We start from the raw sequence: 12,215 nt of genomic DNA, 5'->3' as shown, positions 1-12,215 counted from the left end.
GACAGGTTGCCCTATCCAATGAAGGTTCGGCTGTACGGCTGCGGAGCCCAAGCACAACACGCCGGCCGCGATGATCAACCAAGGGGAGCAACGAGCAATATCTGGTCCGGGATAGCCTGGCGCGTCAGTGTTTCCTATTGGTTGGGCTTGTCGTGAGGGGCTAAGGCGGCCAAGAATCGGGAAGCGGAGCCAGCGATGCGTAGGGGGCGGCCGCTCGGGTTTCACGCTTGGCGATCATGCTCTCTGATCAAGTTGGCGAGGATCGAGAAGAAAAAGACGGAATATGCGACGCCTGCCAGGATTTCCGTCGAGACCAAAATCTTGGTCGCCTGGTGAAGAGGGAGGACGTCTCCATATCCAACCGTCGCGATGGTGACGATGCTGAAATAGATCGCGGTCGACAGGTCGAGCGGCTTGGGGGTGAACATGTCCGGCGCGGCCATCGCGATGAACTTGTAGATCAGCGCGTAGCCATAGATCGTCATGAAGTAGGAAGCGATCGATAGTCTCAGAAGTCCAGCTTTGGTGATGGGAAGCAGGAAGTACGGCTTCAGCAGCGCTTCACTATCGAAGCTGAGTTTAACAGACGTGTGCTGGCTGATAGCGGATTCCAGCGCCGTGTTGATGCCGGTGAATGTGGCCCGCCATCCGGGATGCTCGAGGCGCAAATCATACAACTTGATGACCGCGCGGATTGTGCAGAGCAGCGTGATGGACCAAAGCAGGGTGAACGCAAAGGCACCCAAAGGAGCCAGCACGGGCGAGAAGCCGTCGGCCTCCTTGATCGTATTGTAGGACGCTGTATATCCGGGCAGGACCATCGCGACGATCAGCAGCACAGCAACGGCGACCTTCGCTACGCGCTGGTGCCAGGAGGGATTGCTTCCGGCATTGTCGATAGGCATATCGGCATTCCTTCTTCCCGGGTTGCGCGCCCCACGCGAGCTTGACAACATCGGGCGCGTCCGTCGCAAGGTCCACTCTGCCAGGCAATCCCATTGTCGTCTCGCCGACGTCAGCCGATCGGGACACATCTAGCCGGCGGCTTGGCTGGCGCTCGATCCCGGACGGCCATAATCGACCGGGCGGGCGCCTGCGCCAAGACGTGCGGCCGGGCAGATTCCAACATCGCGGGTCGGTCGACCGGTCGGGCGGATACGTTTCCAGCGTGTGTTGCACGACTGATACACGCGTGAAAAATTTAGGAGTTGTCTCGATCGTCGATTGCAACCGGCGGGCCCGGCGATCTACGCTGCGCATATTGGGATTAAATTATAGGAGCATCACGTGAGGACCAGCAATTTTCTGCTGGCGCCATTGCTTTCGGCTGCCTTGCTACTCGGAGGCTGCGGCCTCGCCGTTCCAGAATTGCAGGATTTCGGGAGTAGAGACCAGCAAATCGTCATGGTCCAGGAAATCGTTCACAACGTCAATTGCGAGCTCCGGCAGGCCTTCAACGAGCTGCACGACAAGCAAGGTCCGACCTTCATGGACGGGTGGGGCGTGTCGATCCTGCTGGACTTCGATATCACCGAGAAGTCCACGGTCGCGCCATCGGCGACCTGGTCGCCGATACCAAGCCCGACCGTGATCCCGACACTTGCTGGCGGGGTATCGGGTTCATCGCAGGCCGAGCGCGACAACAAGATGCATGCCTTCGTCACGGTCGGAGAGCTACTCAAGGCTAAGCGCTGTGACTACCGGAAGGGCGGCTTTATGCTGATGCAGGACAATTTGAAGCTCACCGAGTGGCTGTTCGATGCCTGGACGGTACAAGCAACGAAACAAGCCGATTTCACCAGCGGAGGGCTGCCAGCCGACGTGCTCTATCACGAAGTGAAGTTTGAAGTCGACACGGGGGCAAATGTGACGCCGTCGTTCAAGTTGAGATTAGTGGACGTGAACGACAGCGGCCCGTTCTTCTCGACCAGCAGAAACAGAGTGCATGATCTGCAGATCACGCTCGGACCCACGGATCAAGGCAAGGGACCTTCAAAGAAGGTCGGCCCGAGCCAAGCCGCCGCGAACGTTGCGTTGGCGGCATTGATTGGTCGATCTGTCGGAAGTGCGGTGAGAACCGCCCTTAGGCCCAATTAATTGCGGAGTCGAACATGGCGAAGAAGAAGAAATTGGCAGATCTTCATCCTAAGAACGAATACATGTGTACGCGCGGCGAAGACTCGTGCCTGCTCTGGCAATGGGATGATGCCGACAATTGGTACACGAAATTTGTGGGGACGTGCGATTGCAGCGAGTGCCACGGATTTCTGGAGGCGAACAAGCACGCCGTGGCGCTTGCTGGTGCTCTTGAGAACGCCAAAAAGGGCTAGCTTGGCCGTCGCCGTCTCGCTTCGCGCTCCCGGCGTTTGAGCTGGCCTGCGTTTCGATGTGTGGTCTTGTCTCGGTCTTCAGCCGCGCGGCGAAGCTCGAACAGGACGTCAGGTTTGGTGCGTTGGGGCGCCGACTATTTTCGGGGAGAGCCACGCGGCGAGCAGCGATCTTGCGTTTGCTGCTCGAGATGTGTCCGGGACCTGCGGAGCGATGGTCACTATGCGATGCTTGAGCGATTAGGCCTTTGTGTCAGTAGGCCGTTGTGTCAGTCGACCGGTTCGGTTTGGGCCACGAGATAGCCCCTTGTCTGCCTCGAGCGAGCGGATCGATCGTCTCTCGGAATTATCCGACCTTGCGCTCTTCCTCGAACGGTTGCTCGAGCAGCGGCATATCGAGGCTCGGGATTTCCGGCATGGCCTTGCCGGCAATGGCCTGCAGATCTCCGACCATGCCGACCGTGGACTCGATGACCGCCAAGATCTGGGTTTCACGTTTGGCCCACTGGCGCCCCATGAACTTCCGCTCCTTGTCGAGATCCTCACGCATGTCGTTGAATTTCTCGACCACGGCGTCCACCCGCTGGCGAAACTTGGTGCCGGTCAGATACTGATAAGCCTGCTCCATCTTGGATTGCTGGCCTTGTTGGACCAGGCGAGAGTTGCTGACATCGATCAGCGCCTGACGAAGCGCAACGACCACCGGTACCGCGCAACGGGGGTGGGTGACCCAGACCCCGTCGATCAGATCGAAATGCTCGATATGCTTGGGCAGCGCCTGCGACACGATGAGGGCAACGTCGGCTCCGCTGCGGCGCTGATCGTCGCGCAATTTGGCGAGCCACCCATCGCTCCAGGCCTTCGTACGCTTGGACTCCCACAGGATGACGCCAGCCGGCTGGCCGATGGCGCCATTGACCTGCTGTACGACGTCGGCGCCGAGTTCCCCCTTGCCGACCGGCTCGATCAGATCTGTCGGGAAACGGGTGCGGAGCATGCCTTCGAGCTCGAGCTCGAGCGCCTCGCCCTGGGATTGCTGCGATCCCTGTTCGGCCTTCCGCTTCAGCTCTTCGATCGTGCGCGTCATCGATTCGATGGTCTGGTCCTTCTCGGCGACCCGCAGCCGGGCAGCTTCGTCGGCTTCCTGCTTCGCCTTGAGCTGGATGCCTTCGAGCGACGCCTGGACGCGCTTCTCGATGGTCAGATCGAGCTCACGCTTCTCTTCGTCGAGCGCGCGCTGCTTGCGGATGACATCGGCATGGGCCTGCTGCGCTTCGGCGAGCTTCGTGTTGTTGGCTTCAAGCGCTTGCCGGAGCTCCGTCACCTCGTTGCTGCGGGCCTGCAGCTCCGCAGCGGCTGCCTCGCGGGCCTTCTTGGATTCTGCGGCGACCAGCTGTCCGCGCTCGGCCGCCAGACGGCTCGCGACCTGATCCTCGATCTGCGCACGTTCCTTCAGAATCTGCTCGCGGTCCTGGCGCAGGGCCTCGGCTTTGCGAGCTATCTCGGCATCCTTGCTCGCCAGCTGCTCCTGAAACCGCTTCCGCGTTTCCGCGAGCAGGGGGGCGGCGAGCGACTCGGTCAGGTGGATCTCGTGGTTGCAATTCGGACAGCGCAGCGTGGGCTCATGCGAGACCCCGATTGCGGTTGCTTGAAAGCTCATGAGACCTCCTGGTACGCTCGCCATGGTGCCGAAACGCATCCGAACCGGCCAGCCTTGCGGGGCTAGAATTGCCGCTTTACCTCGATTTCCACATAGTTGTTGCCGCCGGGAGAGTTTCTCGCCGGCTTTTCCACGGTAAACCCCAGCCATGCGCCTGATGGGCGGATCGCGTCGCCATTTGAGCACCTTGGGCGATCCAATTTGGGAGCCGGCAACCGCGCCAACTCAGCGGACACGCCGGTTCCAATTGCACGGCGCATCCAAGCGCTTGGGCGAACCGAAGGGCTAGACCCGGGCGTAGCGGTAATGGCCCTTCAGGTTTGAATTGATGAAACCGCCGATCGAGGAGGCGCGCCAGAGCTCGTCGTAGAGCTGCTGCGGGACGTCGAAATATTGGTAGACGGCACCGGTCTTGAATTGAACCTCGAGAATCCGGCTATTTGGATCATAGCCGACTTCGGCCACGTTTGAGGATGTGACTGGATCCCGTCTCACTTCGCGTCTCCTGATTTCATCTGCTCCGTGTCGATCGGCTCGACATGGACGTTGTTTGGCCGCGGATTTTGTCGTCGCCACAGCTCGACGGCTTCGGAATAATTTGCTGGATCTCGTTTCTGATTCCAGCCGCCCGGGCCCTCGTAGCCGTCAGCCTCTGACCCTGCCACAACCACGTTCGGGTCCGAACTGTCTGGCCGCCGGTTCGAGCCGGGAGGATTGATCAGTGTGCGGATCGGCAGATTCACTGCTTCTCCGATGATCATGGCTTCGCCGGTTCGGAGCACCGGTAACATGGCGAACAGTCCATCCAGGTTGTCGGAGGCTGCGCCTTTGACGTGGTTGCGATCTTCTGGCGTTGGTGAGCCGCAGCGCGAACAAGGTCCCGCACTGCGACAGGATGGTCTGGTCGATTTCCGCCGGCCGCTGGCTGACCAGCATCATGCCGATCCCGTATTTGCGGCCTTCCTTGGCAATTTTTCTAACCGCCGCCGAGGCGATCTGCTTTTCGCCGAGATAGGCGTGTGCCTCTTCGAGGACGACGAGGAGTGGGCGTTCGCGGCCGCCTTCCGGAATGCTCCTCGCCCAATACAGCGCCTCGTAGCAAATGCGTAGGACCGCACCGACGAGCTCCGATTGAATCGATGGCGGGATGTTCGACAGGTCCAGGATGGTGATGGGACTGCGATCACCGAGCCAATCCGCCAGCAGTGTGTCGAGGTCCTGGTCGGTGGTACCGTCCTCAGCTGGGCAGTACGGTCCGGGCCTCAGCAAGAAGTCAAAGCGTGGATCGCGAATTTTGGAGCCGAGGGCGTCCATTTGTCGGCTGATCGACAAAGGCGAACGGGTGTGTCGGATCTTTTCCGGGTCACCCTTGACGTCTTTCGCGGCGCGAAACCGTGGCGGGATGCCTCGGATGGCGCTGCCGTCTTGAACGGGCTTGGCGGTTTTGGGATCGAGTTCGAGCGCCCATGTGCTTCTCGATTGAGCTTGCCCGTCGCGCTCGAAATGCGTCGACCGCATCTCGCAGTGCAGATCGAACCACAATTTGTGGATACTGAACGGCACCGGCGTATCGACACTCAAGGTGTCGGCATTGACCCCGGGTCGGGCCTTGGCGCGCAGGCTATCGAGCTTGAGCGCCATGATCTGATCAATAACCGCGCCGCGATCAGCCGCGTTCTCGATGGTGCCCAATGTGATCGGCAGCAGTTCGTCGAGCGTCATCGCCCAATACGGGATGTAGAGGGGGCGCTCTCCCTTGCGATGGTCTGCGTTGATGCGGAAGACGGCGGCGCGATCCTGGAGCGCCCGACCATATTCCCCGTGGATGTCGATGACCAGGATGCGGGCGGATGGATAGCGGGCGCGGTCCGACAGCGCGGCCAGCAATCCGGCGACCGTGGTCGACTTGCCCGATCCCGTGGTACCCAATACGGCGCTGTGGCGCGTGACGAGCTTGTCGATCTCTACCAAGGCAGGGATGCTGCTTGCGCTGGCGAGCTGCCCAACCTGCACGAAGCGATCGTCGTTCGGACGCCCGTAGATCGTGCGAAGATCGGTCTCGGTGACCAGGTGTGCGGTGTCGCCGACGGTCGGAAACTGCGAGACGCCTCGGTCAAACCGTGCGCCCGGTTGACCTTCCCCGACCAGCTGGACGGTCATCCATCGATTGCCGTGGATTTCCACCTCGGCGAGGCGCTCCGGGACCGCACTCGCGCCGACCTGCGAGATCACGCCATAAAGATTGGCGAATCCGAGCGGAATGCGAACGAACCCGCCGACCTGGCCGACCCGGTAGCTCTGGCCTTCGATGAAGCTCAGTCCGGAAACCGTCTCGCTCCCGAGTTTTACGCGAACCGTGGCACCGCTGACATCTTCCACGGTGCCGAGCAAGGTTGGATCTGTCCGAGGCATGGCAGCTCACCTGGTCTCGGTGATCGAGTTTGCAATCAGGCGCAGGAAGTCTCCGAATTTCGCGAAGTCACCGAGCTCGAAGGCGCAGGGGCGCGGCGCATCCGCATCCGTGCCGACAACCTCTGGCGCAACTGTGAAGATGTTGGCCAAGGCGGAGGGATCCCGGGTCGGCATCGTGAGCCAGCCGGCCACCTGCCTGCGAATGACCGCCTTGTCCTTAGCCATGAGCGACAGGTTTGAGTTCTCGGTCGCGAGGTTCACGGCCGCCGGATAGCCTGAGAGCGGGCCGTACAGGACCGCAAAGCAGGCGGCCGACGGATTTGAGCGCAGGCAGTCGACCAGCGCTTCATTGATGTGTTCATCGCCGAACGAATATCCCAGCACGAAGAGCGCCACGGGACGCTCGCCACGCTTGAGGAAGTGCTTCAGGCGGTCCGCCATGACTACATACGGCATCCGGCGGCTCTCGTCGTATTTGAGATGCGACGGATGAATTAGAAGCTCGTCGCCGGCGTACTCGTGCTCGGTGCGGAATACGGCCTTCGATGTCTTGTTGAACCTCCAATTGATAGAGCCGTGGAGTTTCCAGACGCGCGCCCACCTTTCGGGAGCTTCGCCATCCTCGATCGCCTTCTGATCGAAGAACGGTCGTGCCGAGCCGACAAACCCGTCGAAATAGGGCACCTCGAGATGCTCTAGGGCCTCCTCGAGCAGTAGATCGTAGTTCGTGGTGAACACGTCCGTCGAGGGTGATCGATGACGGCCGATATATTCGGCAAGCGCGTGGTAGGGTGTGGAAGGAGGGGGGAGCGATCGGGTCACCCTCAGCCGTATCGCGTTGCAGATGTGCTTGTCGAGAACCGTCAGTTCCTCAGCGGACAAGCCCCGAACCCCGACCTTGCCGGCGACCTCCCGAAACTGCCTCACCCGGTTGAGCATCAGCTCAACGTTCGGAGTGTCGATGTCATCCTCCTTGAAGACACCCAACAGCTTTGAGTAAGGACCCTTGGCCTTCTCATCGGTGGTCAGGAGTCCATCAATATATGACGTCAGCCCCCGAATGTCGGGAATGATCGACGAGAATCCAGAACCCGCTTCGTCTTTGACCATTACGGCGCAGGGGCATCCGGCACCGAGCAGAAATCCGACGGGAAGCTTGCCGACAGCAAGCGTCTGCCGCAACTGCGACACGCATTGATGGGCGTCGTGCCCGAAAGCCATGATCCCTGTCCTCGTCCTATGTGCCGTTTCGATCGCGATTGTGCTGCGATCGTGGCACAACCGTCAAGAGAGTCACGGGCGCCATGCACATTGCGGTGAGCTATGCTTGCCGCGATCTTCGCTCGCGCGGCAAGTTCGGTGCTTGTTTGATCGTCATGAGAGTACCGCCCGCCTCCGGTCTTCCACCGCCACCGGCGGATAATACTGCGGAGCCTCCGCGCGGTCGTACATGCCGTAGTCGCGCATGACCTCGAAGATACGGATGTGTTCTGTCGCTGGATCGGAAAGCAGGCGCGCCGAATTCCAGGCCGGACGCAAAATCCGGCAGATCGATCAGATGGGCGAAGCGAGCGGTGCGGTACATGCTTTCAAAGGAATCGTGCCGCCATTCGGTCGTGACCGGCAAATCGGGGCTCGTCGACTCCGAGGCGATAACAAAACTCGCCGCACGGCGGGCAGGATCATTGTAGGGCGTACGTCGCTCAGACTTCCAGATCGACCGGTCGGATCGGACCTCATGAACGATCTGGGAGATCCGAATTCGGTAATCGGTGAAGATTTCCTCTCGTCTGATGGTTTGAATCGCGTGATGGCGCTCCTCGGCCCGCCATGCGGTCAACGTTCCTTCGTCCAGCCAGACTTGATAGGAGAGGAGAAGGTTCTCGCGTGTCAGGCTCTTGAAGCGGTCGATGAAAAGACAGCCGTCCATTTCATCGAGTCTGGGTCTGAGTAACGAGGCCAGGTTCATATAGCGATCGACATGCCCGTTCCGGATCTGAACCTCGAAAAACTGCGAAATCATTCCTCTCAACTCTTTGGATCGGCCGATTGAGCGCGCCTCTGATTCGTGGCCGAATCGGTGCACATCAAGTCATCATTGAAGCCGGTCTGACGCCAGTGACGACGTCAGCGCGTCGAGCGGACTGTACTGGTGTCGTGTAGCGTACGGCTGGAGTGATTCTTGAAGGGGCACCCGCAGCACGCAGAACAGCGCGGTCGTGCACCCTGCGATAGCACGCACTTGAAAATGGGAAAAAATCCAATCGGTTACGCTGGCCCCGCAGACGACGAGTTGGCCGGGTCCTAATCCCGATCATGGTGTTGTTCGAGACGATCGAAAAGCCCCTGAGACAGTCGCGGTGAAATAAGTTGCGCGGACGTCAGGCACGAGATCCAAGTCCGACGAACGTCAGGCGATGTCATTGCGGATGCCGTTGGGAGAGCTGGGCAGCGGTATCGCGAACGCGCCGCGTCGATGGGATCGTGATCGAACTCGTCGCTCGCAGGACTTCGACCGCGACTGATGGCATTGTCACGCGGTCAATTGGCCTCCGGACGCGGTCCAGAAATCCGCGTCTTCGAAGAGCCATCTCCGAAGGGGAGGCTGGAACGTTCCCTGCTCTCCTCAATAAGGCGATCGCCTATTCGCAGCGGCGCGCCAGGAGAGGGTATTTGTTGACCGCCGGTGCATGCGACAAGAGTGGGATGGTGTGGGAGGGGGAAGGGCGAGCCGGGGCGAGCTGCAGATATGCGCGTCGCGCACCGTCAGTTTGTTCAGCGGGCAGACCCCGAAGGGCGCCGTTCGCCCGCAGTCACTTAAGCCTTGGCCTGCGGCCTGTCGAAGCGGCGGGAACCACGGTCCGACATTCTCAAGGTGGACGGTTGCCGATGCTTGATGTAGGTCATGGCGGATAAGCATCTTTTTGAAACATCAGGCGTTAAATTCGTACGTGCCGTGCCGCGAGCATTTATTGATGTACGATGTCTATCTGAACGGACGAAAGGAAATCCTTGTCGTCGCACGAGGAAAGGATCTTCCGGCCGAGGTCGGTGGGAGCTGGCGCATGAAGAAGCGCCGGGTTCGGGTCGTGAGTGATGAGATCCGCGATGACGTTGAGCGGCGTGGCTACCATCAAAGGAGCCTCGATGCGTCGCCAAGACGTCCCAAGAGTCGACTCAGGCCGCTCAGCTCCTGAATCGCTGAAGTTAAATGGCATGCGAAGGCGCACTCATGGCCTCGTCCCGCTCTGCGACCTCGCCGCCCGCGAAAAGACGAGCGTGTCTGGTCGAGGAATTACTCCACGGATGGCTGGAGGGGGCCCACAAGCTCAAGGGATGGCCCTCTCAATCAAGTTCAACCGCATCGTCTAAAGGAAAACGCCGCCGTCGCCGACGGGTTTTTGCGCCCTACAAAAGTAGAGGACGTTTTCGACAAGACGGGCACCGCTCGCCGGGGATCGCTAACGGGAATGGTTCGGCCGAATTTGCCCCGGATCTGCGGCGTCACCACGTTTCCCGGGATGGGGCTGTTAGAGTAATCTTTGCCATTCCTGGCCGTAACTGTCACGATCACACCGGGTCCGAGGGTCTGGGCGGGCTTTTCTATTGCACCAAGCGGTTTATATTGCAGGGGCGAAGATCTGGATGGCGCAATGGGTATTCCCGAGCACGACAAGCTCTCGATAGACGATTTTTTCGATGCCATTTCCGGCAGCGAGGTCCGCTATGAGCTCGTAGGCGGCGTAGCCTATGCTATGGCCGGCGCCAAAGAAGGGCACAACGTCATCTGCAGCAACGTCCAGACAGCCTTCGTTCCGGCCGGGAAGAAGAAAGGCTGTCGTACCACATCGAGCGACACGGCCGTCCAGACCGGGCCGGATACGATCCGATATCCCGACGTCGTGGTCGATTGTGGTCCGCCCAATGCGTCCGCAATGACGGCCTCCAATCCGACCCTGATCGTCGAAGTCTCCTCGCCAGGCACCGCCGTCTTCGACTACCAGGAGAAGCTGGGCGAATACCAAAATTTGAAGAGTGTCGACACGGTTATTCAAATCGAGTCCGAGATTGCGTTCGTTAAGGTTCATCGACGGCAAGAGGACGGAAAGTGGACCGAGGAAAAGTTCGAGGAATTTGACGTCGCCATTCCACTTCCGACGCTGGGCACATCCATCACGCTGAATGAGATCTACGATACGCTCGATGTGAGGCCTCGACCGCGTCTCCAGGTCGTAAGAAGTGACCATACTCCTCGTTAATCTGCTGCAGCATGTTCTGAGGGCGATCGGCGAGTCCGAGTTGAGGCCTCTTTGCGTAGCAGGGCCAACGCGGCGTCGTCAGACCGAGGCATTTTTGCCGAAAGCTCGGTGCTTCAAGCTGCCGCTACTGCAACGCAGCGCTGACACATGCGGCAAGCGCCTGACGAACGCAGCAGTCTACGTCTCCATTTATCTCTGAGCCTGAAAAGCGAATCAGCCTAATCCCGGCCTTCGAGGCCGCCACTTCTTTCAATCTGTCATTGGCCTGCTGCTGCGGTGTCGAGTGGAAGTCCTTTCCATCGCACTCGACAAGGATGAGTGGCTTGGTCTGCCCTCTCGCGAGAACGGCAAAGTCATACCTGAACCGTTGAAGCGGGTACTGCGGATACAAGACGAGATCAGCCTCCAGCCTCGCGCCGATCGCAAATTCCCAGCCTAATTCTTCGCACACCGGCCTCAGCACCAATGCTAGCTTCGCGCCAAATATCGTTTCTATCGGGCTCTCGGTCACGCCTGACATGGCAAAGCTCTCAACAGCACTCTCGACAGCCTTTACCAGTGCCATGCTGAGAGGCATGAATTCGCGCGTCGGCGCGTCGTCCGGATCACGTTCGTCGGGCCGGACAATGGCAGATCTGAAATTGGAGAAGTCATCGACCACTTGAGGACTCGTTGCGTATTACATGTAGTCTTCCAGTTCGCCCAATCGCTTGCTGCATCGCTTTAGTCGCAGCAAATCATTGTTACGCAACTCGCCGACGCCGCTCCGCCAAAGGCGCTCGATGAACCGCTCGTCATCCTCGTCGACGAGTTCGGCGCGAGCCTCGTAGCAACGATTGATGAGGTTTCTGACGCTGACGCCCCCAATATCCCGGTGCAACTCGGCTGCGTCGCGAATTTCGAATAGTTTTTCAGCTTGCAATGTCGTGAGACGGAAGTCGCGCAAAGCAAGCAAGGCTTGTGCGCGCTCCTTACTGAACTTGAAATCTTTTCGCTCCTCACGCGAGAGCGACATGATTTCCGCCGATTGCTCGGCAATGTCTCGGAGGAATGTCAACTCCCATTCCGAAAAGACACTTTCCGCCGTCTTGGCCAAGGCGAGCAGGCTGAGGGCAAGATTTCGAACCTTCGCCGGATCGCTGCTAACAGCGTGCATCTCGCGGTACGACGCCATGTGTGTAACCTGTGGATAACCTGTCGATAAGGCTGTGCGACTCAGGTACAGAACCTGAGGATAGGCTGGCTTGCCTGCCGCAAGCAGCCGTTTCGTCGGTTTATCCACGGAGAATTCAGAGCCCTCGAGGCGCGTAATCTGGCCTGCTTGTCAATTCGAGCGGCCGCGCCTCGACGCCATTGGTGCGATATCTTCGGCGTTCGACCCGCCGATTGACCGAGATGATCCGGCTTGGACCTTCTGTTCGGCATGGGTCGATACCTGACAAATTGTTCTTATATCGCGCGCGTGGCATCGGCGCTCGCCGACTTGACGGGCATTGGCGAGCCGCCCGTCATCTGTGTGAGGGCGAAGCCGCTCACTGACGAACAGCCACCTTTGTC

The 12,215-nt window shown here is 59.6% G+C and carries 12 protein-coding genes; 3 read left to right on the top strand and 9 right to left on the bottom strand.

What is annotated here, in order from left to right; translation table 11 throughout:
• Positions 1-221: 221 nt before the first annotated feature.
• Positions 222-905, bottom strand: coding sequence for an ion channel (locus tag ACVMIH_RS11735; protein WP_456861820.1), 684 nt, complete (start codon positions 903-905; stop codon positions 222-224).
• 382 nt (positions 906-1,287) lie between these two features.
• Here ACVMIH_RS11735 and ACVMIH_RS11730 point away from each other — a divergent pair, with 382 nt between their 5' ends.
• Positions 1,288-2,097 (top strand): hypothetical protein, encoded by an 810-nt coding sequence (locus tag ACVMIH_RS11730; RefSeq protein WP_456861818.1) that lies wholly within the window; start codon positions 1,288-1,290, stop codon positions 2,095-2,097.
• Between the two features lie 14 nt (positions 2,098-2,111).
• Positions 2,112-2,330, top strand: a complete 219-nt coding sequence (locus ACVMIH_RS11725; protein WP_456861816.1) for a hypothetical protein — start codon at positions 2,112-2,114, stop codon at positions 2,328-2,330.
• Between the two features lie 343 nt (positions 2,331-2,673).
• Here ACVMIH_RS11725 and ACVMIH_RS11720 read toward each other — a convergent pair whose 3' ends face one another.
• From ACVMIH_RS11720 to ACVMIH_RS11695, 6 genes are all read right to left on the bottom strand, one after another.
• A complete protein-coding gene (locus ACVMIH_RS11720; protein ID WP_456866446.1) occupies positions 2,674-3,987 on the bottom strand; it encodes a DUF2130 domain-containing protein in 1,314 nt (437 codons plus the stop codon).
• 285 nt (positions 3,988-4,272) lie between these two features.
• Positions 4,273-4,482: a KTSC domain-containing protein gene (locus tag ACVMIH_RS11715; RefSeq protein ID WP_456861814.1), complete on the bottom strand. Its 210-nt coding sequence runs from the start codon at positions 4,480-4,482 to the stop codon at positions 4,273-4,275.
• A 150-nt stretch (positions 4,483-4,632) separates the two neighbouring features.
• A complete protein-coding gene (locus ACVMIH_RS11710; protein WP_456861812.1) occupies positions 4,633-6,378 on the bottom strand; it encodes an ATP-binding protein in 1,746 nt (581 codons plus the stop codon).
• A 27-nt stretch (positions 6,379-6,405) separates the two neighbouring features.
• Positions 6,406-7,620 carry an SIR2 family protein gene (locus tag ACVMIH_RS11705; RefSeq protein WP_456861810.1) on the bottom strand — a complete coding sequence of 405 codons (1,215 nt, stop codon included), beginning with the start codon at positions 7,618-7,620 and terminating at the stop codon, positions 6,406-6,408.
• Positions 7,621-7,720: 100 nt separating this feature from the next.
• Positions 7,721-8,422: an antibiotic biosynthesis monooxygenase family protein gene (locus ACVMIH_RS11700; protein WP_456861808.1), complete on the bottom strand. Its 702-nt coding sequence runs from the start codon at positions 8,420-8,422 to the stop codon at positions 7,721-7,723.
• A gap of 946 nt (positions 8,423-9,368) precedes the next feature.
• Positions 9,369-9,533, bottom strand: a complete 165-nt coding sequence (locus ACVMIH_RS11695) for a hypothetical protein (RefSeq protein WP_456861806.1) — start codon at positions 9,531-9,533, stop codon at positions 9,369-9,371.
• A 519-nt stretch (positions 9,534-10,052) separates the two neighbouring features.
• Here ACVMIH_RS11695 and ACVMIH_RS11690 point away from each other — a divergent pair.
• Positions 10,053-10,658 carry a Uma2 family endonuclease gene (locus ACVMIH_RS11690; RefSeq protein ID WP_456861804.1) on the top strand — a complete coding sequence of 202 codons (606 nt, stop codon included), beginning with the start codon at positions 10,053-10,055 and terminating at the stop codon, positions 10,656-10,658.
• 124 nt (positions 10,659-10,782) lie between these two features.
• Here the strand turns inward: ACVMIH_RS11690 and ACVMIH_RS11685 are convergent, their stop codons facing one another.
• Together ACVMIH_RS11685 and ACVMIH_RS11680 are read right to left on the bottom strand one after the other, a co-directional pair.
• A complete protein-coding gene (locus ACVMIH_RS11685) occupies positions 10,783-11,319 on the bottom strand; it encodes an endonuclease domain-containing protein (RefSeq protein ID WP_456861802.1) in 537 nt (178 codons plus the stop codon).
• Positions 11,320-11,337: 18 nt separating this feature from the next.
• Positions 11,338-11,832 (bottom strand): hypothetical protein, encoded by a 495-nt coding sequence (locus ACVMIH_RS11680; protein ID WP_456861800.1) that lies wholly within the window; start codon positions 11,830-11,832, stop codon positions 11,338-11,340.
• Between the last annotated feature and the right edge of the window lie 383 nt (positions 11,833-12,215).

This window comes from Bradyrhizobium sp. USDA 4503 (assembly GCF_054055815.1).
The sequence above is the reverse complement of the archived record's forward strand: the minus strand, read 5'-3'. Positions and strand labels throughout refer to the sequence as shown.

Bases quoted from the DNA above. Each gene is read 5' to 3' on its own strand.
- ACVMIH_RS11735 (WP_456861820.1), bottom strand. From the start codon at position 905: ATGCCTATCGACAATGCCGGAAGCAATCCCTCCTGGCACCAGCGCGTA.
- ACVMIH_RS11725 (WP_456861816.1), top strand. From the start codon at position 2,112: ATGGCGAAGAAGAAGAAATTGGCAGATCTTCATCCTAAGAACGAATAC.
- ACVMIH_RS11720 (WP_456866446.1), bottom strand. From the start codon at position 3,987: ATGAGCTTTCAAGCAACCGCAATCGGGGTCTCGCATGAGCCCACGCTG.
- ACVMIH_RS11705 (WP_456861810.1), bottom strand. From the start codon at position 7,620: ATGGCTTTCGGGCACGACGCCCATCAATGCGTGTCGCAGTTGCGGCAG.
- ACVMIH_RS11700 (WP_456861808.1), bottom strand. From the start codon at position 8,422: ATGATTTCGCAGTTTTTCGAGGTTCAGATCCGGAACGGGCATGTCGAT.
- ACVMIH_RS11695 (WP_456861806.1), bottom strand. From the start codon at position 9,533: ATGGTAGCCACGCCGCTCAACGTCATCGCGGATCTCATCACTCACGAC.
- ACVMIH_RS11690 (WP_456861804.1), top strand. From the start codon at position 10,053: ATGGGTATTCCCGAGCACGACAAGCTCTCGATAGACGATTTTTTCGAT.
- ACVMIH_RS11680 (WP_456861800.1), bottom strand. From the start codon at position 11,832: ATGGCGTCGTACCGCGAGATGCACGCTGTTAGCAGCGATCCGGCGAAG.